We start from the raw sequence: 21,899 nt of genomic DNA on the forward strand, positions 1-21,899 counted from the left end.
ACCTTGTGTGCTATCTGCCCGGTCGGAATAGTGGGCGCCCCATCCTCCGTGTACGGGCGACCCCACATCATCCGTGCGCGGCCCCACAGGAGGTCGAAGTTGAAGCATCGACGCATGTCCAGGAAGCGCGCAGTGCTGGCCGGGTCGGCCGTGGTCGCCGTGGTCGCGGCAGGAGTGACGTTCCAGAGTGCGAATGCCAGTGACGATGTGCCGCAGTTCACCGCGCGGACGCTCGACGCGGTGACGGCCGGAAAGCTAGCTACCGGTCTGGGCAAGGACCTGGGTGCCGACGCTGCGGGCGCGTACTACGACGCCGGGCGCAAGAACCTCGTGATGAACGTGGTCGACGAGGCCGCCGCCGAGCAGGTGCGGCAGGCGGGCGGCAGGGCCAGAATCGTGCAGAACTCGCTCGCCGAGCTGAAGTCGGCCCGGCAGACCCTGACCGGCAAGGCCACGATCCCGGGCACCTCGTGGGCCGTCGACCCGGTCAGCAACAAGGTGGTCGTCACCGCGGACCGCACGGTCAGGGGCGATGCCTGGCAGAGGCTCAGCTCGGTGGTCGAGGGGCTGGGCGGCAAGGCCGAGCTCAAGAGGTCCGCCGGGGAGTTCACACCGTTCATCGCGGGCGGCGACGCGATCTGGGGCAACGGGGGGCGCTGCTCACTGGGCTTCAACGTGGTCAAGGACGGCGCGCCGTACTTCCTGACGGCCGGTCACTGCACCGAGGCGATCTCCAGCTGGTCGGACTCCCAGGGCGGCGCGGAGATCGGTACGAACGCGGGCTCGTCGTTCCCCGACAACGACTACGGCCTGGTGAAGTACACCTCCGACACCGCGCACCCCAGCGAGGTCGACCTCTACAACGGCTCCGCCCAGCCGATCACCAAGGCGGGCGAGGCGACCGTCGGGATGACGGTGACGCGCAGCGGCTCCACCACCCAGGTGCACGACGGCGAGGTGACCGGGCTGGACGCCACGGTCAACTACGGGAACGGCGACATCGTCAACGGCCTCATCCAGACGACGGTCTGCGCCGAGCCCGGTGACAGCGGCGGTTCGCTCTTCGCCGGCGACACGGCGATCGGCCTGACCTCGGGAGGCAGCGGCGACTGCTCCTCGGGCGGCGAGACGTTCTTCCAGCCGGTGCCGGAGGCACTGGCGGCGTTCGGGGCGGAGATCGGCTGACGCGGGCTCCTGCTCCGGCCGTGACGACAGCGGGCCCGCTCCTTCTCGTGAAGGGGCGGGCCCGCTGCCCGGACCGCTCCTGGTGAGGGAGCGGGCTCGTCCGTGGAGGGCGAGGGGGCCCGGGCCGCCGCCCCGGCGGAAACCCCGTCCCTCCCGGGGGCGGTCCGGTCAGGCGGTGGGGGACACTCTGGCGGTGCCCGCCTTCGCCGGTGCGACGCCGAAGATGTCGACCGCGTGGTAGTACGTCCAGGCCGTGGCGTTGCACGAGGTCAGCGTCGCGCCGGAGTAGGCGGTGCAGACGCGCTTGAGGTCCGCGTAGAGGGCGGAGTCGAGGCGGGCCTTGTTGGCGGAGAACGTACCCGCGGCCTTGTAGTTGCGGTAGCCGAAGTCATGGCGGGCGCAGGCGGTCTGGAACGGGAAGCCGAAGGGGTTGTCGGGCGAGGTGCTGCAGTAGTCCGTCGACCAGTCGAAGCCGTACGCGGACCATGCGCCCTTGTTGTTGCGGGCGGCGTTCCAGGAGTTGTAGCTGGAAGCACTCGTCTGGGTCCAGGAGCTGAGCACCTGGGGCTTGTCCGCGGGAGCCGCCGAGGCGGAGACGGTGGGCAACAGGGCCAGCGGGAGCGACAGGCCGACAGTGGCGAGCAGGGTGGCGACGCGGCGACGCATGAGCAACCTCCATGGGGTGGGGGGAAGTTGGGGCGGCCGTTGACCGGCCGGCCTGCCTTCGCCTCGCGGGGTGGCACGAGGTCGCTCCAGCATGCAGTCATGTACCTGCCATGCCTAGAGGGGTGATCCCCCTACTCTCCGGAAGATCGCCGTAGGGGTCAGCCGCCGCGCCGCTGCCCCAGCAGGCGGGTCTGCTCCCTCTTCAGCTCGGTGAAACCCTTGCGTGCGTACGCGGCTGTCTCCTGGCTGGGGAACGGCACGACCGAGAGGTGCTCGTCGTAGTTGCTCCGCGACCAGCGGGCGGCCGTGATCTCGTAACCCGACACATGGGCGCACAGCTCGAGCAGGAGCGGCGGCATCACCGGCTCGCTCAGGAGGTCGGCGTGGGTGAGGACGAGGTCGCGCATGGCCCGGATGTTCGGGAGGAAGACGGTCGTGACCCACAGCCGCCACTCCGCGAGTTCCTCCTCGGTGGGCGGTGTCCGGTGGGCGAAGGGGGACCTCCCGTCGGGGCGGGCGTTGCGCTCCATGAACGCGGCGAAGATACGGCTGTTGGCCTCCGTGAGGGCGAACAGGGGACCGTAGAAGTCGCTGAGCTGGCGGTTCACGCGGGCGAGGCGTTCTTGGCGCTGCGCGAGGCGCAAACCGTTGAGATAGGTGACGACGTAGCCGACGAACGCGAGCCCGATGGTGACGACCAGTGTGATCATGGGGGTCGATGCTAACGCCGTGGCCCCTGGCCGGGATGGTGCTCGCTACGCCAGGGTCGACCCGGCGCCGCCCGTCCCCGGCCGCGTGGCCGCCGCCGTCTCCGCCTGCTCCGCCTCGTCCGGCTTCCTCCGCATCGCCATCAGCAGGGTGATGACCGTGCCCACCACCGCCCAGGCGGAGAGCACCAGCAGCGGTCCGGTCACCGCGTTGCCCCTGAAGTACGCGATCGAGCGTGCCGTCCAGGTGGAGGCCCCCGGCGGCAGGGCGGGGCCGATGGCCCGCCAGAAGTCCGGGAGCATCGGGAGCGGGAAGGCGCCGCCCGCGCTCGGGTTGCCGGCGATCACCACGATCAGGACGGCCAGGCCGATGCCGACGATGCCGGTGAGCGCCTGAAGGGCGAGCGTGATCATGCCGACCGCGAAGACGGTCAGGGCGCCCAGGCCCGACATGCCCCAGAAGCTTCCGGGCAGGGCTCCGAGGATCGGGCCGATGATGATCGCGCCGCCGATTCCACCCGCGATCGAGTACAGCGCCATGACGCCGGTCCGGATCGCCGCGCGCTGACGGTTGGCGGGACGGCTGCCCGCGCTGATCGCCAGGATCGAGGCGCAGAGATAGCCGCCCACGCACCAGCCCACGGCCAGGTAGAACGAGGAGAGTCCGTCGAAGTCCTGGTTCGAGGCCGGGGCCACGTCCAAGGCTCGTGCCGTGCGGTGCTGGGTGAACTCGACCTTCTTGATGATCTTCGTCAGGGTGGTGGCCAGGACGGTACCCCCGCCGGAGGCGACCAGCACGGTGTCGGTCGTGCCCTTGGGGTTGACGAGCAGGGCGCCGTCGATCTTGCGGTCGAGGATCTGCCGGCGGGCGGTGATCGAGTCGGTGACCGCCCGGGGGTCCAGGGGCCCGCCGGGGAGGTTCTTCAGTTCGGTGACGAGCTGGGCGGACACTCGCTGAGGTGCGACGACGCCGAAGGGGACATCCGTGGGCTTCGGGTTGTGGAGTGCTCCGACATAGGACGCGATGAACAGCAGTTGCAGCGCCAGTACGCCGATGACGAGCAGCGCGGCCCGTGGAGTGACGGCGTTCTTCACCTCGTCAGCGAAAGTCATGCCCCCACGGTCCGGGGTGTCCGGCGTTCACGCAGTCGGGGCCGGGCCGAATGGTTGAAGGGCGGGGGTGGCCCGCGCCCCGGGTATCGTACGAATGTTCGAAACTTGGTCTATGGTGGAGAGCGAGGGGGGTGGCGAGTACGGATTGGTTCAGGAGGTGCAGGTGCCCGGGTTCACGCATCTGCATACCGTTTCCGGGTTCTCCCTGCGGTACGGGGCCTCGCACCCGGAGCGGCTGGCGGAGCGCGCCGCCGAGCGGGGGATGGACGCCCTCGCGCTGACCGACGTCGACACCCTGGCGGGTACGGTCCGGTTCGCCAAGGCCTGCGAGCGGGCGGGGGTGCGACCGCTCTTCGGGGTGGAACTCGCCGTGGTCCCCGCCGGGCGAGCGGAGGGGGACGGGCGTACCTGCCGGCTGCGGACCCCGGTCCGCGGGGGTGCCTTTGTCGATGAATCCGCACCCCGGGTCACCTTCCTCGCCCGCGACGGCGCGCAGGGCTGGGCCGAACTGTGCCGCCTCGTCACCGCCGCCCATGCGGCCGTGCCCGACGGCGGCCGGCCCCTGCTCGACCGGTCCGCACTGCCCGCCGAAGGGCTCACCGTGCTGCTCGGCCCCGCCTCCGAGGTGGGCAGGGCGCTGACGGCCGGCCGTCCCGACCGGGCCGCCGCCCTGCTCGCCCCCTGGCGGGAGGTGTACGGCGACGACCTGCGGCTCGAAGCCGTCCACCACGGCCGGGACGGCACCGGCCCCGGTTCGCTGCGGCTCGCCGCCCGTACCGTCGGCTTCGCTGCCGAGCAGGGGGTGCGGGCCGTGCTGACCAACGCCGTCCGGTACGCCGACCCGGGTCAGGGTCCGGTCGCCGATGTGCTCGACTCCGCCCGCAGGCTCGTCCCCGTCGACCCGCGCCGCGCCCCGCTCGACAGCGGCGAGCGCTGGCTCAAGGACTCCCGCGTGATGGCGGAGACCGCCGAGCGGATCGCCTCCGCCGCCGGACTCGGCCCCGGCGCCGGGGCGCTGCTGCTCGCGGAGACCCGGCGCACCGCCGACGCCTGCGTGGTCGATCCCCAGAGTGACATCGGCCTCGGCTCCGTCCATTTCCCCGAGCCGCACCTCGTCGGCGCGGACCGGCGCACCGCCCAGCGGGTGCTGGCCTCGCGTGCCGCGGCGGGCATGGTGCTGCGCGGCTACGACGGCAGGCGCGAGTACTGGGACCGGATGCACCACGAGCTGGACATCATCGCCCATCACGGCTTCGCCTCGTACTTCCTCACTGTCGCCCAAGTGGTCGACGACGTAAGGGAGATGAAGGTCCGGGTGGCCGCGCGCGGCTCCGGGGCGGGCTCCCTGGTCAACCACCTGCTCGGCATCGCCCACGCCGACCCGGTCGAGCACGGGCTGCTGATGGAGCGCTTTCTGTCCAAGCGCCGCTTCGTGCTGCCCGACATCGACATAGACGTCGAGTCGGCCCGCCGCCTCGACGTCTACCGCGCGATCATCGGCCGCTTCGGCGCCGAAAGGGTCGCCACCGTCTCCATGCCCGAGACCTACCGGGTGCGCCACGCCATCCGGGACGTCGGCGCCGCGCTCTCCATGAACCCGGCCGAGACCGACCGGCTCGCCAAGGCCTTCCCGCACATCCGGGCCCGTGATGCCCGCACGGCCATGGAGGAACTGCCCGAACTGCGCGAGGTGGCGCGTCAGAAGGAGAAGTACGGGCGGCTGTGGGAGCTGGTGGAAGCGCTGGACGCGCTGCCGCGCGGCATCGCCATGCACCCGTGCGGGGTCCTCCTCTCGGATGCCTCCCTGCTGCGGCGTACCCCCGTCGTACCCACCAGCGGCGAGGGCTTTCCCATGGCGCAGTTCGACAAGGAGGACGTGGAGGATCTCGGGCTGCTCAAGCTCGACGTGCTCGGTGTACGGATGCAGTCGGCGATGGCGCACGCGGTCACGGAGGTGAAGCGGGCCTCGGGGCAGGAGGTGGACCTGGACGCCGTGGAGCCGGGTGACCCGGAGACGTACCGGCTGATCAGGACCGCCGAGACGCTGGGCTGTTTCCAGATCGAGTCGCCCGGCCAGCGCGATCTGGTCGGCAGGCTTCAGCCCGCCACCTTCCACGACCTGGTGGTCGACATCTCGCTGTTCCGGCCCGGCCCGGTCGCCGCCGACATGGTCCGCCCCTTCATCGAGGCCCGGCACGGCCGGGCGCCGGTCCGCTATCCGCACCCCGACCTGGAGGGACCGCTGCGCGAGACGTACGGAGTGGTGGTCTTCCACGAACAGATCATCGAGATGGTCGACATCATGACCGGCTGCGGCCGGGACGAGGCCGACCGGGTCCGGCGCGGGCTCTCCGACCCCGAGTCGCAGGGCCGGATCAGGCTCTGGTTCGCCCAGCACGCGGCGGCGCGCAAGTACGACGCGGAGGTGATCGCCCGTGCCTGGGAGATCATCGAGGCGTTCGGCAGCTACGGCTTCTGCAAGGCGCACGCGGTGGCCTTCGCCGTACCGACGTACCAGTCGGCCTGGCTGAAGGCGCACCACCCGGCGGCCTTCTACGCCGGGCTGCTCACCCATGACCCCGGGATGTACCCGAAACGGCTGCTGCTCGCGGACGCGCGGCGGCGCGGGGTGCCGGTGCTTCCGCTGGATGTGAACCGGTCGGCGGCCACCCATCGAATCGAACTGGTGTCTGACGAAGAAGAGAGGGGAGGCACCTGGGGGCTGCGGCTGGCGCTCTCGGACGTCCACGGGATCAGTGCGGCCGAGGTCGCCCGGATCGAGGCCGGGCAGCCCTACACCTCGCTGCTGGACTTCTGGCAGCGGGCCCGGCCGGGGAAGCCGGCCGCTGAACGGCTGGCCCAGGTCGGCGCACTGGACGCGTTCGGCGCCAACCGCCGCGATCTGCTGCTGCACCTCTCCGAACTCCACCGCGCCCAGCGCGGCGCGGGCTCCGGCGGCTCCGGCGCGCAGCTCCCCCTCGGCGGCGGGCACCGCACCCGCTCCATCGGCCTGCCCGACCTCAATGAGGCGGAACGGCTCAGTGCCGAACTGGGCGTGCTGAGCATGGACGTCTCGCGCCATCTGATGGGCGATCACCACGCCTTCCTGAAGGAGCTCGGCGCGGTCTCGGCCAAGCGGCTGCGCGAGGCGCGGCACGGGGACACCGTGCTGGTCGCGGGCGCCAAGGCGGCCACCCAGACCCCGCCCATCCGCTCCGGCCGTCGGGTCGTCTTCACCACCCTGGACGACGGTACGGGCCTGGTCGACCTGGCCTTCTTCGACGACAGCCATGCCGCCTGCGCGCACACCGTCTTCCATTCCTGGCTGCTGCTGGTGCGCGGGGTGGTGCAGCGGCGCGGGCCGCGGAGCCTGAGCGTGGTCGGCGCGGCCGCCTGGAACCTCGCCGAGCTGGCCGAGCTGCGGCGCACCGGTGGGCTCGACGCGGTCGCGGCCCGGCTGGCGGAGGTGCCCGCCGAGGCGGTTGCTCCGAAGGAGGAGGCGCCCGCTGCCGACGGCGGCCGCCGGATCCGGATGCCCACCGGATACGAGATGAATCCCTGGTCCGACCTTCAGCCGCCCGGCGAAGGGGCACCCACCGGAAGGAAGCTGTGGCACCAGAGCCCAGGGAGCGCGGGATGAGCGAGCAGCCCGGAATCCTCTGCCTGCGATTTCGCCGGGTCGGCGGCGGCCTCCCGGACGGCGCCGGCTATGCGGGACTGCTCGCCCTGCTCGGTTCGTTCACCCCGCTCATCGAGGCGGCGCCGCCCGACGGCGCCCTCGCCGATGTCCGGGGCGCACTGCGCTATTTCGGGCGGGACGTGACGGGGCTGGCCTCGGTGATCCGGGTCCGTGCCCTGGCCCTGCACGGTGCGGACTGCGCGATCGGGGCCGCCGAGAACCCGATGCTGGCCCGGATGGCGGCGCGGCAGGCCGCGCCCGGGACGACCTTCGTGGTGCCCGTCGGCGAGGCCGCCGCCTTCCTCGCGGACCGGCCGGCGGCCGCGCTGGACGGCGTCGGGGCGGCGACGGCCCGCACCCTGTGCGGATACGGGCTCGACTCCGTCGGCCGGATCGCGGCCGCCCCGCTCGGCACCCTGCAGCGGATCACCGGGGTGCGGACGGGGCGCGAGCTGTGGGAGCGGGCGCACGGCATCGACCGTACGACGGTCGTGCCGAACGCCGCGGCGCGCTCGCTCGCCGCCGAACGGACCTTCCCGCGCGACGAGCTGGACCGGGAGCGGCAGCGGCGTGCGCTCATGTCGCTCACCGAGGAGCTGGGCGCGAGGATGCGCGGCGAGGGGCAGGTGTGCCGCTCGCTCGCGGTCTCCGTGCGCTATGCCGACCGGACCGGCTACTCGACGCTGACCCGCAGTCGTACGCTCCGCGAGCCCACCGCGCACTCCGCGGAACTCACCGCACTCGCCTACCGGATCCATGACTCGTTCGCCCTGCAACGGGCCCGGGTGCGGGGGATCGCGCTGCGCGCCGAGGGGCTCGGTGACGCCGGGCGGGCCGCGCACCAGCTGACCTTCGACCCGGTCGACGAACGGGCGCGGCGGATCGAGGCGGTCGCGGACCGGCTGCGGGACAGATTCGGGCCGCAAGCCGTGATGCCGGGGCGGCTCGCGGCCTGAACTGCCCGTGGGGGGACCGTCCTGAAGCTGTGACGAGTGCCGGGCCAGTTTTTACCGACGCGTAACTTCCCAGCCCACCTTACTCATGCGTAATTTGGCATGAGCACGTAGAACGTCGTCAGAACTTGTGGTCCGGGCCGCAGGGTGCACAGACACCGCAATTCCCTTGAGCCGCAAGGAGACCACACGATGCTGCCCTGGACCCGTGCGCCGCGTACCCCACGTGCGCGGACCGCTCTCGCTGCACTGCTCCTCGCCGTCGCCGCAGTCGCCACCCCCACGGCCACTGCCGCCGCAGCAACCCCCACCGCCGCCACGGTCACCTCCCGTGGCTGGAACGACTACTCCTGCAAGCCCTCCGCCGCCCACCCCCGGCCCGTCGTGCTGGTCCACGGGACCTTCGGGAACTCGGTCGACAACTGGCTCGTCCTCGCGCCCTACCTGGTCAACCGGGGCTACTGCGTCTACTCGCTCGACTACGGGCAGCTCCCCGGCGTGCCACTCTTCAACGGCCTCGGCCCGATCGACAAGTCGGCCGGGCAGCTCGCCACCTTCGTCGACAAGGTGCTCGCCTCCACCGGGGCCCCCAAGGCCGACCTCGTCGGCCACTCCCAGGGCGGCATGATGCCGAACTACTACCTGAAGTTCCTCGGCGGAGCGGCCAAGGTGAACGCCCTGGTCGGGCTCGCGCCCGACAACCACGGCACCACCCTCCTCGGCCTCACCAAGCTGCTGCCGTACTTCCCCGGCGCCGAGGACCTGCTCAACGCCGGCACGCCCGGACTCGCCGACCAGGTGGCCGGATCGCCCTTCGTCACCAAGCTCAACTCGGTTCCCGACACCGTGCCCGGCGTGCACTACACCGTCATCGCGACCAGGTACGACGAGGTCGTGACCCCGTACCGGACACAGTTCCTGGACGGGCCGGACGTACGCAACGTCCTGCTCCAGGACCTGTGCCCGGTCGACCTGTCCGAGCACGTGGCGATCGGGACCATCGACAGGATCGCCTACCACGAGGTGGCGAACGCCCTGGACCCGGCGCACGCCTCCTCGACCACGTGCGCCTCGGCCATCGGGTAGGGCCTTTCGTCCGGACCGGGCGGGAGCGGAGTCAGCGCCGGGCCGCTGCGGCGGACCGGCGTCGGACCGAGGCCAGTAGTGCGGTCGCACCCAGTGCGATGGCGGCCGCACCACCCATGGCCCAGTAGCGCGTGGCGGCGCTGCCTCCCGTCTCGGCGAGGTTGTCCACTCCCGCGACGGGGGCGTCACCGGACGCGCTGTCCGGCTCCGGGGCGTTGGCCCCGGTCCCGGCCGTACCGGAATCCGCAGGACCGGCCGCCTCGGTGACGGCCGCGCCCGTATCGGCGTCGTCGTCACCGTGGCCGCCGTGCTCGACCGAGGACTTCTCCGCACCCTCCGCGATCTCCTGCTCGGAGGGCGCGGACGCCGACGGGGCGGGAACGGCGGCGACCGAACCGCTGCCGCTCGTACCGTTCCCGCTCGTACCGCTCGCGCCCGCACCGCCGAAGACCACGTCCGAGCAGGCGTAGAACGCCTCCGGGGAGTCCGACCGCTGCCAGACGGTGTAGATCAGCTGGCGCCCCGAGCGCTCGGGAACGGTGCCGTCGAAGACGTACGAACCGTCCACCAGCTTCGGATCGGTGGCCTCGGCGAACGGCTTCTCCTCCAGGTCCGACCACTTCAGCGGCTTCGACGGGTCGTAGCCGGCGGTGGTGAGATACAGCGCGAAGGAACCCTTGTGCGGGGCGGTGGCCCGGAAGCGGAAGGTGTGGGAGCCCGCCTTGAGATCGGTGGCCGGCCAGTCGGCGCGCGACAGATCGAGCCCCTTGAACTTGTCGTTGCCCGCGCTGCACAGCTTGCCGTCCGGAATCAACTGCCGGTGATTTCCGGCCGCATTGGCGATGTTGACGCCGTTCCAGTCATACAGTGCCTGAGTGCCGCCCGCCGCGACCGCGGCCACACACGCGGCGGACCGCGGGTGTTCCGGGCCCTCGGCGAAGCAGGCCGAGACCCGGCTGACCGGATCCGTCAGTGAGCCGTGCGCCGAGGCCGGGGCGGCGGCCAGAACGGTGAGGACGAGCGGCGTCGCACCGAACGCGGCGACGGCGGCGGCCCTGCGGCGGGCGGGAGTGATGGCGGGCATGGCGGGGGTACTCCTTCAGCGGTTCACGAGGGTGGGCGAGGCGTCCCGGGAACAGCAAGCTAGCCTCCGCCCGGCCCCGGAAAGCCCGTGCGAAGGGGCTGCTGACGATCGTTATGACGCCCTTAAGGAGCCGCTCACGAACGCTTAAGAGCGGCCGCCGGCGGGCCTGCTGCCGCCCTTCCCCACGGACATCGCCGCCGCTTGTCAGTGGCAGCTGGCACGATCGGTCCATGACGACGATCGACTGGGATTCCGCCGCCGGTTCCTTCGACGACGAGCCGGATCACGGTCTGCTCGATCCCGTGGTCCGGCACGCCTGGGCGCAGCGTCTGGAGAGCTGGCTGCCCCGGGGGCGGTCCGAGGTGCTCGACCTGGGGTGCGGCACCGGAAGCCTGGCTCTGCTCGTCGCCGGGCAGGGCCACCGCGTCACCGCCGTGGACCGTTCGCCCCGCATGGTCGAGCAGGCGCGCGCCAAACTCGCGGGTACGGGGACCGAGGTGCTCACCGGGGACGCGGCCGCACCGCCGGTCGGCAAGCAGCGGTTCGACGTGATCCTCGCCCGGCACGTGGTGTGGCTGCTCCCCGATCCGGCCCAGGTCCTGCGCCACTGGTTCGGTCTGCTGCGGCCCGGCGGCAGACTGGTACTGGTCGAAGGCGTGTGGAACGGGGTCGGACTCTCCACCGGGCAACTCACCGCGCTGATCGCCCCCTTCACCGAACGCATCCACCACGAGCGGCTCTCCGGCGACCGAGACCTCTGGGGCAAGGAGGTCGACGACGAGCGCTACGCCCTGGTGGCGCGTGCCGAACCCCCGCGCAGGCACACCGAGGTCGTCGATGTGCATCTGATCCTGCGCCGCGGCCCCGACGTCCTGCTCGCCCGGCGGGCCGGCACGGGGTATGCGGACGGCCTGCTGCACGCTCCGTCGGGACACGTGGAGGACGGCGAGGACGTCCGCGCGGCGGTGATCCGCGAGACGGCCGAGGAGATCGGGGTGGCGCTCGAACCGGGGGAGCTGCGTACGGCCCTGGTCATGCAGCACCGGGGGCCGGGCGGCAGCCCCCGGACGGGCTGGTTCTTCGAGGCGGCGTACGACCCGGACCGGCCCCCGTACAACCGTGAACCGGACAAGTGTTCCGAGCTGGAGTGGTTCCCGCTGGACGCCCTGCCGGACGACATGGTCGCCTACTGCCGCGCCGGCCTCGACGGCTACCGGGCGGGGGAGCACTTCCTGGTCCACTGGCACGAGGACGGCGACGCCGTCGCGTACGAACCACGGGGCGTGCGGCGGGCCGTCCCGCTGCCCGTCGGCGGGGTCCGCACCGGGCGGCTTCACCACATCGAGCTGTGGGTGCCCGATCTGGGAGCGGCGGCTCCGGGCTGGGGCTGGCTCCTCGGCGAGCTGGGTCATGTCCCGTACCAGCAATGGGCGCACGGGCGCAGCTGGCGGCGGGGCGACAGCTACGTGGTGATCGAGCAGTCGCCCGACCTCGCCCCCGGAGGGCACGAACGACGGCGTCCCGGGCTCAACCACCTGGCGTTCCACGTCGAGGACCGGGCCACTCTCGACGCACTGGTGGCCCGGGCCCCGGAGCACGGCTGGCGGCAGCTCTTCGCGGACCGCCATCCCCACGCGGGCGGTGACGGGCACATCGCCGCGTATCTGGAGGACGTGGCGGGGTACGAGGTCGAACTGGTCGCCGGGGCCTCGCACACCAGCCCCCCGCCGCCGGCTCCGGCGCCCCACACCGATGGATGGGCATGGCGCCGGGACTGAGCCCTCCCCGCGTGTTCCGCGTGAGGCGGCGCGTCCACGCAGCCCTCAGCGCATCTGTGCCGGGTCGCCCCGCAGCGTTACGGGGCAACCCGGCAGACATGCCCTAGAGGGTGCGCTCCAGGCGGTCCGCCATCAGCCGGACGAAGCGCGACGGGTCGCCCAGCTCGCCGCCCTCCGCCAGCAGCGCCAGATCGTGGAGGAGTCCGGCCGTTTCCTCCAGACCGGTGAGGGCGTCCTCGCCGCGTCCCGTGTACGCGCGGTTGAGGCCGGTGACCAACGGGTGCTCCGGGTTGAGCTCGAGGATGCGCTTCACCTGGGGGACGGGCTGCCCCATGGCGCGGTACATGCTCTCCAGGGCCGGTGTCACATCGTGCGTGTCCGAGACGATGCAGGCGGGCGACACGGTCAGGCGCGAGGAGAGCCGGACCTCCTTGACGGTTTCGCTCAGCCGGTCCGTCATCCAGGTGAGCAGCTCCGCGTACTCCTGCTGCCTGTTCTCCCGCTCGGTCGCGGCCTCCTTCTTCTCCTCCTCCGTGCCGAGGTCGACCTCGCCCTTGGCGACCGACAGCAGCTTCCTGCCGTCGAACTCGGGCTCCGCCTCCACCCACACCTCGTCGACAGGATCCGTCAGCAGCAGTACCTCGACGCCCTTGGCCCGGAACGCCTCCATGTGCGGGGAGTTCTCGATGGCCTCCCGGGACTCGCCCGTGAGGTAGTAGATGTGCTCCTGACCGTCCTTCATCCGCTCCACGTACTGCCGCAGCGTGACCGGCTCGTCCTTGTCGCGGGTCGTGGCGAAGGAGGCGACACCGAGGATGGCGTCGCGGTTCTCGAAGTCGCTCAGCAGCCCCTCCTTGATGACGCGGCCGAACTCCCGCCAGAGCGTGGCGTACCGCTCGGGGTCGCCGGACATCATGTCCTTGACCGTCGACAGCACCTTCTTCGCCAGCCGCCGGTGCATCAACTGGATCTGACGGTCCTGCTGGAGGATCTCCCGCGAGACGTTGAGCGAGAGGTCCTGCGCATCGACGACACCCTTGACGAAGCGCAGGTACGACGGCATCAGCGCTTCGCAGTCGTCCATGATGAAGACGCGCTTCACATAGAGCTGGATGCCGCGCTTGTACCCCTGCATGAAGAGGTCCTGGGGCGCGTGCGAGGGGATGAAGAGCAGCGCCTGGTACTCGAAGGTGCCCTCCGCCTGGAGCCGGACGGTTTCGAGCGGGGCGATCCAGTCGTGGCTGATGTGCTTGTACAGCTCGTGGTACTCGTCGTCCGTGACCTCGTCGCGCGAGCGTGCCCACAGGGCCTTCATCGAGTTGAGGGTCTCGGGCTCGCGGTCGGTGCCGCCGGCCTCCTGCCCCTCCCCGGCATCCGTGCCGGTCGGCTCCGGGGCCATCCGCACCGGCCAGGTGATGAAGTCCGAGTACCGCTTGATGATCTCCCTGATCTTCCAGGGAGATGTGTAGTCGTGGAGCTGGTCCTCGGAGTCCTCCGGCTTGAGCCGCAGGGTGACCGTGGTGCCCTGGGGAGCCTCGTCGACGGCCTCGACCGTGTAGGTGCCCTCACCGGTCGATGTCCAGCGGGTGCCCTGCTCCTCACCCGCGCGCCGGGTCAGCAGCACGACCTCGTCGGCGACCATGAAGCTGGAGTAGAAACCGACACCGAACTGACCGATCAGGCCCTCGGCCGCGGCACCGTCGCCGGCGTCCCTGGCCTCCTTGAGGTCCCGGAGGAACGCGGCCGTTCCCGAGTTCGCGATGGTGCCGATGAGCTGGACCACCTCGTCGTGCGACATCCCGATGCCGTTGTCCCGCACGGTCAGCGTCCGGGCCTGCCGGTCTGTTTCGAGCTCGATGTGGAGGTCGGACACGTCCGCGCCGAGCGCGTCGTCGCGGAGCGCTTCGAGTCGCAACTTGTCGAGCGCGTCGGAGGCGTTGGAGACGAGCTCGCGCAGGAACACGTCTTTGTTCGAGTAGATCGAGTGGATCATCATCTGCAGAAGCTGGCGGGCTTCGACCTGGAACTCGAACGTCTCAGTGGGCATAGTCCGTGCATCCTTCTCAGGTCACCGGGCGGGCAACGACCTGAGCACTCTAACGACCTTGTCCGCGATCGGCAGCGGGAGGAGGAGCGGTGACGGGTCCTTCGAACCCAGGGCGGGGGTCCCAGGTGCCGCGACGCCGCTGCCACGCGCGGGTGGGACCGTCAGGGACGTACCGTGATCCCCGGCCGGCGCACGACGACAGCTACGGCACCTCGCCGTGCTGTGCTGCCGGAACGCCCGAATGCTTCCGGGGCGCGGGCGTCTCTCCGCCGTGCGATGGACCTCAGCCGCCCCCGCGCGCTGAGCCACCCGAGATGACGGGACAGCGCTCAGATCAACTGAGCGTCTGCGCAGGGGTGTTCCGGAGGTACGGCCAGCAGCCCGGCCAGACCCTCCGCGCGGGCGAGCCGTTCCAGGCCGTCGAGGGCGCGCACGGCCTCCCGGGCCGCCGCCGGATCGCGCCCGGCCAGTCCGCTCTCCTCGAATTCGTCCTCGTCCAGCCGGAGCACCGTGGATCCGTCCGCCGACACCCACAGGTCGAGGTCCAGGTCCTCGACCAGCAGCACCCCGTCCCGAATCTCCGCGGGACGGGTGATGTCGCAGTACCAGCCCTTGAGCACGCCCGCGCCGGTGCGTACCTCCTTCACCGCGAACCAGCGGTCGCGCCAGTAGTGCTCGGTGAACACGTCGCCCGGCTCGAACCGCACGAAGCCGAAGTCACGGACCCCGGGCGCGGCCCACGGAGCGCGCACCGTCACCCGGGTGCCGTCGTCGTGCACCAGCACCGCCGGATAGGCGATCTTGGTCCGGCCGCCCTTCACCAGTGTGACCGTGAGCGAGGACTCAGCCGAACGTACGGACATGGCGCACCTCCGTGGCACAGATTTCGTAACCGAACCACCTGTTGATCGCCAGCATCGGGCCGTTCTCGGCGTCGTTGCCGGTATAGGCGTCCGTGTACCCGGCTGCGCGCGCCCGGTGCAGGGAGTCGTTCTTCGCGAGCTTGGCCAGCCCGCGGTTGCGGTACGCGCGACGGGTGCCGGTCATCCCCGACCAGTAGCGGTCCACGCCGTCGGTCTCCGCCGCGCTGAAGGCCGCCACCGCGCCGTCGGCCACGACGACGGAGGTGAGGTGATGGTTGAGGCCGGGATTGCGCCAGGTCTCGTCGAGCCACTCCTCGTAGTCCGAGAGCTGGGCCGGCGTGTCGCTGGGCTCGTCCGCGGTGGTCTCGGCATCCGCCTCGAAGAGCGGGCGCGGGTCGTCGGCGAAGTCGGCGCCGGTGCGCAGTTCGACACCGACGGGCAGCTCCTGACGGGGCGGCAGCGTGCCGTGCGCCAGATCGAGATGGAGGAAGTGTGCCGGCCGGCTCGGCGCGTAGCCGTGCTTCCCGGCGAACGCCAGGTCGCCGGGGGTGTCCAGGACCCAGGTGTAGACCGTGGTCGCGCCGGCCATGACCAGGTGTTCCTCGGCCGTGCGCAGCAGCAGCGTGCCCGCCCCCCGGCCGGTCCGCTCCGGATAGACGTACGGATTGCAGAACGCCTGCCCCGGCTCGGGACTGTCATGGGCCAGGCCCGCCTGGGCTGTTCCGATGATCTCGCCGTCCTCCTCCGCCACCAGCATCCGGTAGCGCTTGTCCGGATGGGCGGTATCCAGGTCGAAGACCACCCTCTCCGGGGTCGTGACCATGAACGGGAGCGCGGCGCGCCGTACCCGCACCCATTGCGGGGCGTCGGTGGGCCGGAAATCGCGCACGAGGACAGTCATGTCCCGGACCGTACCCGCGGGGCAGGGCCGGGCGCCCCCGAATATTCCGGGGGTGGGGGAGAATGCGGCCGTGACTCTGAAGATCGCTGTTGACCCGGATTCCGGCACCGCCCCGTACGAGCAGCTGCGCACGCAGATCTCCGAACTGGCCCGCTCCGGCGCCCTGCCGGTCGGCTACCGGCTTCCGACCGTGCGCGGCTTCGCCGAGGAGCTGGGTCTCGCCGCCAACACCGTCGCCAAGGCGTACCGCGCGCTGGAGGCGGACGGGGTGATCGAGACGCGGGGGCGCAACGGGACGTTCGTCGCCGCCGCGGGCGACGCGGCCGAACGCCACGCGGCATCCGCCGCCCGCGAGTACGCGGAGCAGGCCCGGCGGCTGGGGATGTCCCGGGCCCGGGCGACGGAGCTGGCCCAGGACGCGGTGCGGGCGGTGTACGCGGGGTGAGGTGAGGGCTGCTCCGGGCCCCGGGTGCGGGTCCCGGCTGCGGGTCTCAGAGGTACAGCCCCGCGTCCGCCCCCGAGTCCTGCTTGGGTACCGATGCGGGGCCCGTGCCGCGGCGCAGCGCGTACAGCTCCGCCAGGGTCGTGCCCTCGCGGGCGGCGTCCCGGCCCAGGCCCTGCTCCGTGCCGAGCCAGGCCACCGACTCCTTGCGGGTCAGCGGGCCCACCTCGATGCGGGCCAGGCAGCGGCCGGGCCGGACGACCGCCGGGTGCAGCCGCTCCAGGTCCTCGTTGGTCGTCACGCCCACCAGCACGTTGCGGCCCTGGCCCAGCAGCCCGTCCGTGAGGTTCAGCAGCCGCGACAGTGCCTGGCCCGCCGTGTGCTTGGCCTCGCCCCGGATCAGCTCGTCGCAGTCCTCCAGGAGCAGCAGCCTCCAGCGGCCCTTCGCGCTGCCGTCGTCCTCGCCGATCGCGATGTCCATCAGGTAGCCGACGTCGTTGAAGAGCCGCTCGGGGTCGAGCACGCAGTCGACCTGGCACCAGTCCCGCCACGACCGGGCCAGCGTGCGCAGGGCGGAGGTCTTGCCCGTCCCGGGAGGGCCGTGCAGCAGGAGCAGGCGGCCCGCGATGTCGTCGGGGGTGACCTTCATCAGCCGGTCCATGGCATCGGCCACGGGAGCGGTGTAGTTGGGCCGGACCTCGTCCCACGTGCCGGCCGCGATCTGACGGGTCGTGCGGTACGGGCCGCGTCTCGGCGACACGTACCAGAAGCCCATCGTCACGTTCTCGGGCTGGGGCTCCGGTTCGTCCTGGGCGCCCTCCGTGGCCTCGTCGAGCACCTTCTGGGCCAGTTCGGCGCTGGTCGCGGTGACCGTGACGTCGGCGCCCCGGTTCCACCGCGAGATGAGCAGTGTCCAGCCCTCTCCCTCGGCGAGCGTGGCGCTGCGGTCGTCGTCCCGGGCGGCGCGCAGCACTTTCGAGGCAGGAGGAAGGAGCGTGGCGTTCGTCCTGACGCGGTCGAGGGACGCGCTGTGCGAATACGGCTGCTCGCCCGTCGCGAAGCGGCCGAGGAACAGCGCGTCGACGACGTCGGCCGGGGAGTCGCTGTCGTCGACGGTGAGCCGGATCGGCAGAGCGGACTCGGGGTTGGCAGGCATGTCGCCCATGATCCGGCACGGCGGCGGCCGGTGCACCCGTGTTTCGCCACCTGCCCCGTCCTGAGCCCGCACGACCGCTAACGCCTCATGGCGGTCCTGGCGGGCCGATATGACCGAAAGTCAGGGGCGGCGGACGAAGCCTCACCGATGGACTTGGCATGGACACTTCCGAAAGCGCCTCCACTGCTGCTACCACTGAGTACGCAGAGATCCTGCTGGTCGGTTCAAGGGAGATTCCATGAAAATATCCAGACTCGTGGCGTTCTCGTCCTCGCTCCTGCTCGGTGCCGTCATCGCCCTGACCGGGGCGGCGACCGCGAACGCCGCATCGTCTGTACAGGCCGTCGACTACGTCGCCCTGGGGGACTCCTACTCCTCGGGGGTCGGCTCCGGCAGCTACATCGGCTCCAGTGGTGACTGCAAGCGCAGCACCCTTGCCTACCCCTCGCTCTGGGCGGCCGCCCACGCGCCCGCCTCCTTCGCCTTCACCGCCTGCTCGGGAGCGCGCACCGGTGACGTGACGGCGAACCAGCTCGGACCGCTCACCTCCTCGACCGACTTCGTCTCGATCTCCATCGGCGGCAACGACGCCGGATTTGCCGATGTCATGACGACCTGTGTCCTCCAGTCGGAGGCCACCTGCCTCAACCGGATCGCCACCGCCCGCAGCTACGTGGACTCCACGCTGCCCGGCAAGCTCGACTCGGTGTACGACGCGATCAGCGCCAAAGCCCCGTCCGCCCACGTCGTCGTCCTCGGCTACCCGCGCTTCTACAAGATCGGCGGCAGCTGCGTCGTCGGTCTGAGCGACAAGGTGCGCACCGCCATCAATGGCGCCGCCGACTACCTCAACACGGCCACCGCCAAGCGTGCCGCCGACCACGGCTTCACGTTCGGCGATGTCGCCGGGCAGTTCACCGGGCATGAGATCTGCTCCGGGAGTGCCTGGCTGCACAGCCTCAACTGGCTCAACATCGGTGAGTCGTACCACCCCTTCGCCGCAGGGCAGTCCGGTGGCTACCTGCCCGTCCTCAACGCGCTCGACTGACGGCGGGTACGCCTGATCGCCGCTCCGGGGGCCGTTCCCCGGGCCGCCCGCCGGTGTGGAGCCCGCGATGCGGGGACCGCGCCGGGGGCGGGCCCCCGACCGGCCTGATCCGTCCGGACGTTGACGATCTGTCCAACTCGCCCCGGAATCGGGCAGATTCACGGACGGGTCGTCAACCTCCGTATGTGTGTGCTCAATCCTGTGCCCGGGATACACGCGTGTCGCCGAGGGGCGATAGGGTTAACCTGCCCGGGCCGGGTGCCCTCGTACGGGTGGGGAGTGACATGGAACAGATAACGGTGCGCAGCAGGCCGCGTGTGCCTGCCATTACATGCGGGAGCGGTGCGACGAGTTCGCGCCTCGACCGCCATCTCGCAGTGCTGGGCGGCCCTGTCGTCCCGCAGCGCGAGTCCGCTGAGGCGACGCTGCTGATGCTCGAGCTCACCTCGCGCGACGCCGCGCACACCCGCCGGAGCAGGAGCGCGCGGGTCTCGCTCTTCGCCCCGCTGCGGCGGCTGCGGCGCTCGCTCTTCGGCAGCCGCCGCTGACCCGACGCCCCGGTCCCGGCACCGCGCTGCTGCCCGCTCTTCCGTCATCCCCGGAGCCGGCAGTGGCGCGTCGCCATGTCCGCACGGCCCCCAGGGGCCCGCATCCGGGTGGTGCCGGGGTCGTGGCCGCGTGCGGGTTCTGCCGGTGACACGGGTGCCGAGGTAATTCGGCGCCGAAGTACTTCTACACTGTCGGCATGCCCGAGAAGCGAGCCGCGCGCCTGAGCCCCGACGAGCGAAGGGCGCAGCTGGCCGCGATTGGCGTGGACATGCTTATCGATCGCTCGCTGGACGAGCTCTCCACCGACGATGTGGCGCGCCGCGCCGGCATCTCGCGGGGGCTGCTCTTCCACTACTTCGACTCCAAGCGGGACTTCTACCGCTACGTGGTGCAGCAGGAGTGCGACGACTTCGCCGCAGCCACGGAACCGGACCCCTCGCTGGAGCCCGTCCCCTGGCTGCGGTCGTTCATCGCCGGGTTCGCGGCGTACGTCACGGAGCACCGCAAGGTCTATCTCGCCCTCGTCCGCGGCGCCGCCGGCAGTCATCCCACCGTGGAGGACATCGTCGAGTGCACCCGTGACACCCTGGCCCGGCGGGTGCAGGAGGGGCAGCGACGGCTCGGCATGCCGGATTCGCCGCGGCTGCTCGTCGCCGCCCGGGCCTGGATGGCCTTTGCCGAGGAAGCCGTCACCAGCTGGCCGCTCGACTTGCCGGATGCGGTCGATGAACTCGGTGCCTTTCTGGAGTCGAGCTTCATCTCCCTGCTGGGCACACTGGACCGGCCCGTCGCGCTGCCCGGCTGAGCGGCGCGCTCCCCCTCATTCGCCGCCGCGTGAGTAGCGCCGTACGGACAGCGGGACGGCGACCGCGAGCAGCGCGGCCGACCAGAGCAGCGTCCCGGCCACCGGGTGGGCGACCGGCCAGGCGGCGTCGGTGACCGGCGCGGCATTGCCGAAGAGGTCGCGGGCGGCCGCGGCGACGGCGCTGATCGGGTTCCACTCCGCGAGTGTGCGCAGCCACCCCGGCAGGTTGTCGGTCGGGATGTAGGCGCTGGACAGCAGCGGCAGGATGAACGTGGAGGCGCCCAGCTGTCCTGCGGCCTCCTCGTTCCGGATCACCAGCCCCAGCCAGCAGCCCACCCACGAGGTGGCGAACCGGAACAGGAGCAGCAGCCCGAAGGCGCCCAGCGCGGCGGCCGGGCCGCCTTCGATCCGCCAGCCCACGGCGAGCCCGACCAGCATCAGGGGGACCAGGCCGACGGCCGTGGTCAGCACATCGGCCGCGGTCTGGCCGAAGGGTACGGCGGACCGGCTCATCGGCAGGGTGCGCAGCCGGTCCATCACCCCCCGGTGGCAGTCCTGCGCCGACTGGAACATCCCGGTCATGATGCCGTTCGCCGCGGTCGCCGCCAGCAGCCCCGGCACCAGGAAGGCGCGGTACTCCTGGCCGGGGACGGCCAGGGCGCTGCCGAAGACGTACCCGAAGAACAGCAGCATCGTGATCGGCATGGTCTGGGTCAGGATCAGGACGCCCGGGGCCGCCTTGATCCGCTGCAGATGGCGGCCGAGGACGGCCAGACCGTCGGCGACCGGGGTGTTCGTGGGCCTGGTGGCGTCCGCGGTCCGCCGTTCCGTCACGATTGCGTCGGTGCTCATGCTGCCGTCTCCTTGATGGGGGTGCTGCGGCCGGTCAGGCGCAGGAAGACCTCGTCGAGGGTGGGTGGTCGCAGGCTGGCGTCGATCACCGCCGCGCCCGCCGCGTCGAGCTCGCGGACGATCCGGGGCAGGGTGAGCGAGGGGTCCGTGGCGACCGCGCCGACCGTGCGCCGCTCATGGTCGAGCACGGGCGCCGCGCCCGTCAGATGGTCCAGGACCGCCGCGGCCGGCCCGAGCGCGGAGGCGTGGGCGACGACGACCTCGGCGTAGCTGCCGATCCTGGCCTTCAGCTCGGCGGGGCTGCCGCTGTGGGCGGCCCGGCCGCTGTCGACGAGCACGATGTCGTCGGCCAGCTGATCGGCCTCCTCCAGGTACTGCGTGGTGAGCAGGACGGTCGTGCCGCGGCCCGCCAGTTCCCGTACCGCCGCCCAGATCTGATTGCGGCTGTGCGGGTCGAGGCCGGTGGTCGGCTCGTCCAGGAAGAGCACCTGCGGCCTGGCCAGCAGGCTGGCGGCGAGATCCAGGCGGCGGCGCATTCCGCCCGAGTAGGTGCGGGCCGGGCGGTCGGCCGCCTCGGTCAGCTCGAAGCGTTCGAGGAGCTCGTCGGCCCGGGTGCGGGCGGCGGCGCTCCGGTACTTCAGGAGCCTGGCGAAGAGCCGGAGGTTCTGCCGGCCGGACAGCTCGCCGTCGACGGAGGCGCTCTGCCCCGTGACGCCGATGGCCGCCCGTACGGCCGCCGCCTCACGCACCACGTCGTGGCCCGCGATCCGGGCGCTGCCGGCATCGGGGGTGGTCAGCGTGGTGAGGACGCGGACGGCGGTGGTCTTGCCGGCGCCGTTGGGCCCCAGCACCCCGCAGACGGTGCCTTCGGCGACGGCCAGATCGAGGCCGCGCAGCGCATGGACGTCGCCATAGCGCTTCTCCAGACCTTCACTAAGTACAGCGTACGTAGTTGTCATGCCGCAACGGTACCGCACTACGTACG

19 protein-coding genes are annotated in these 21,899 nt (G+C 71.5%); 9 read left to right on the forward strand and 10 right to left on the reverse strand.

Annotated elements, in window-relative coordinates:
- Nucleotides 1-99: 99 nt before the first annotated feature.
- On the forward strand, nucleotides 100-1,185 hold the full coding sequence (locus OG538_RS28970) for a S1 family peptidase (protein WP_406098391.1): 1,086 nt from the start codon (nucleotides 100-102) through the stop codon (nucleotides 1,183-1,185).
- 168 nt (nucleotides 1,186-1,353) lie between these two features.
- Here OG538_RS28970 and OG538_RS28975 read toward each other — a convergent pair whose 3' ends face one another.
- From OG538_RS28975 to OG538_RS28985, 3 genes are all read right to left on the reverse strand, one after another.
- Nucleotides 1,354-1,851 (reverse strand): phospholipase, encoded by a 498-nt coding sequence (locus OG538_RS28975; protein WP_406098392.1) that lies wholly within the window; start codon nucleotides 1,849-1,851, stop codon nucleotides 1,354-1,356.
- Nucleotides 1,852-2,009: 158 nt separating this feature from the next.
- Nucleotides 2,010-2,561: a hypothetical protein gene (locus OG538_RS28980; RefSeq protein WP_406098393.1), complete on the reverse strand. Its 552-nt coding sequence runs from the start codon at nucleotides 2,559-2,561 to the stop codon at nucleotides 2,010-2,012.
- A gap of 45 nt (nucleotides 2,562-2,606) precedes the next feature.
- The gene (locus OG538_RS28985; protein ID WP_406098394.1) at nucleotides 2,607-3,671 is read right to left on the reverse strand and encodes a DUF3533 domain-containing protein; all 1,065 of its coding nucleotides are present in this window, start codon (nucleotides 3,669-3,671) and stop codon (nucleotides 2,607-2,609) included.
- A gap of 112 nt (nucleotides 3,672-3,783) precedes the next feature.
- Here OG538_RS28985 and OG538_RS28990 point away from each other — a divergent pair, with 112 nt between their 5' ends.
- The 3 genes from OG538_RS28990 to OG538_RS29000 all read left to right on the forward strand — a co-directional run bounded on the left by OG538_RS28990 (nucleotide 3,784) and on the right by OG538_RS29000 (nucleotide 9,389).
- A complete protein-coding gene (locus OG538_RS28990) occupies nucleotides 3,784-7,311 on the forward strand; it encodes a DNA polymerase III subunit alpha (protein WP_406098395.1) in 3,528 nt (1,175 codons plus the stop codon).
- On the forward strand, nucleotides 7,308-8,306 hold the full coding sequence (locus OG538_RS28995; RefSeq protein ID WP_406098396.1) for a hypothetical protein: 999 nt from the start codon (nucleotides 7,308-7,310) through the stop codon (nucleotides 8,304-8,306). The genes OG538_RS28990 and OG538_RS28995 overlap by 4 nt, the downstream gene beginning before the upstream one ends.
- A gap of 189 nt (nucleotides 8,307-8,495) precedes the next feature.
- The gene (locus tag OG538_RS29000) at nucleotides 8,496-9,389 is read left to right on the forward strand and encodes an esterase/lipase family protein (RefSeq protein ID WP_406098397.1); all 894 of its coding nucleotides are present in this window, start codon (nucleotides 8,496-8,498) and stop codon (nucleotides 9,387-9,389) included.
- A gap of 31 nt (nucleotides 9,390-9,420) precedes the next feature.
- On the opposite strand, the gene OG538_RS29005 is transcribed toward OG538_RS29000, so the two are convergent.
- Nucleotides 9,421-10,473 carry a lytic polysaccharide monooxygenase gene (locus OG538_RS29005; RefSeq protein ID WP_406098398.1) on the reverse strand — a complete coding sequence of 351 codons (1,053 nt, stop codon included), beginning with the start codon at nucleotides 10,471-10,473 and terminating at the stop codon, nucleotides 9,421-9,423.
- A gap of 230 nt (nucleotides 10,474-10,703) precedes the next feature.
- Here OG538_RS29005 and OG538_RS29010 point away from each other — a divergent pair, with 230 nt between their 5' ends.
- Nucleotides 10,704-12,251 (forward strand): trifunctional class I SAM-dependent methyltransferase/NUDIX hydrolase/VOC family protein, encoded by a 1,548-nt coding sequence (locus OG538_RS29010; protein ID WP_406098399.1) that lies wholly within the window; start codon nucleotides 10,704-10,706, stop codon nucleotides 12,249-12,251.
- Nucleotides 12,252-12,354: 103 nt separating this feature from the next.
- Here the strand turns inward: OG538_RS29010 and htpG are convergent, their stop codons facing one another.
- The 3 genes from htpG to OG538_RS29025 all read right to left on the reverse strand — a co-directional run bounded on the left by htpG (nucleotide 12,355) and on the right by OG538_RS29025 (nucleotide 16,062).
- On the reverse strand, nucleotides 12,355-14,298 hold the full coding sequence (gene htpG, locus OG538_RS29015; RefSeq protein ID WP_406098400.1) for a molecular chaperone HtpG: 1,944 nt from the start codon (nucleotides 14,296-14,298) through the stop codon (nucleotides 12,355-12,357).
- A gap of 329 nt (nucleotides 14,299-14,627) precedes the next feature.
- Complete coding sequence (locus OG538_RS29020; RefSeq protein WP_406098401.1) at nucleotides 14,628-15,161, reverse strand: DUF402 domain-containing protein; 534 nt, start codon at nucleotides 15,159-15,161, stop codon at nucleotides 14,628-14,630.
- Entirely contained in the window at nucleotides 15,142-16,062 is a 921-nt protein-coding gene (locus tag OG538_RS29025; RefSeq protein WP_406098402.1) for a GNAT family N-acetyltransferase, read from the reverse strand. The genes OG538_RS29020 and OG538_RS29025 overlap by 20 nt, the downstream gene beginning before the upstream one ends.
- Nucleotides 16,063-16,132: 70 nt before the next feature.
- On the opposite strand from OG538_RS29025, the gene OG538_RS29030 reads away from it, so the two are divergent.
- Nucleotides 16,133-16,507, forward strand: coding sequence for a GntR family transcriptional regulator (locus OG538_RS29030; RefSeq protein ID WP_406098403.1), 375 nt, complete (start codon nucleotides 16,133-16,135; stop codon nucleotides 16,505-16,507).
- Between the two features lie 46 nt (nucleotides 16,508-16,553).
- On the opposite strand, the gene OG538_RS29035 is transcribed toward OG538_RS29030, so the two are convergent.
- Nucleotides 16,554-17,669: a DUF5925 domain-containing protein gene (locus OG538_RS29035; RefSeq protein WP_406098404.1), complete on the reverse strand. Its 1,116-nt coding sequence runs from the start codon at nucleotides 17,667-17,669 to the stop codon at nucleotides 16,554-16,556.
- A gap of 229 nt (nucleotides 17,670-17,898) precedes the next feature.
- Here OG538_RS29035 and OG538_RS29040 point away from each other — a divergent pair, with 229 nt between their 5' ends.
- The 3 genes from OG538_RS29040 (at nucleotide 17,899) to OG538_RS29050 (ending at nucleotide 20,062) form a co-directional block, all read left to right on the forward strand.
- Complete coding sequence (locus OG538_RS29040) at nucleotides 17,899-18,708, forward strand: SGNH/GDSL hydrolase family protein (protein WP_406098405.1); 810 nt, start codon at nucleotides 17,899-17,901, stop codon at nucleotides 18,706-18,708.
- A 284-nt stretch (nucleotides 18,709-18,992) separates the two neighbouring features.
- The gene (locus OG538_RS29045) at nucleotides 18,993-19,256 is read left to right on the forward strand and encodes a hypothetical protein (RefSeq protein ID WP_362889458.1); all 264 of its coding nucleotides are present in this window, start codon (nucleotides 18,993-18,995) and stop codon (nucleotides 19,254-19,256) included.
- Nucleotides 19,257-19,453: 197 nt separating this feature from the next.
- A complete protein-coding gene (locus OG538_RS29050) occupies nucleotides 19,454-20,062 on the forward strand; it encodes a TetR/AcrR family transcriptional regulator (RefSeq protein ID WP_406098406.1) in 609 nt (202 codons plus the stop codon).
- A gap of 15 nt (nucleotides 20,063-20,077) precedes the next feature.
- On the opposite strand, the gene OG538_RS29055 is transcribed toward OG538_RS29050, so the two are convergent.
- Both OG538_RS29055 and OG538_RS29060 read right to left on the reverse strand, forming a co-directional pair.
- Entirely contained in the window at nucleotides 20,078-20,914 is an 837-nt protein-coding gene (locus OG538_RS29055; protein ID WP_406098407.1) for an ABC transporter permease, read from the reverse strand.
- A complete protein-coding gene (locus OG538_RS29060) occupies nucleotides 20,911-21,873 on the reverse strand; it encodes an ATP-binding cassette domain-containing protein (RefSeq protein WP_406098408.1) in 963 nt (320 codons plus the stop codon). Before OG538_RS29060 ends, OG538_RS29055 begins: the two co-directional genes overlap by 4 nt.
- Nucleotides 21,874-21,899: the final 26 nt, after the last annotated feature.

The organism is Streptomyces sp. NBC_01013 (genome assembly GCF_045162765.1).
In the GTDB taxonomy this organism is placed as follows: Bacteria; Actinomycetota; Actinomycetes; order Streptomycetales; family Streptomycetaceae; genus Streptomyces.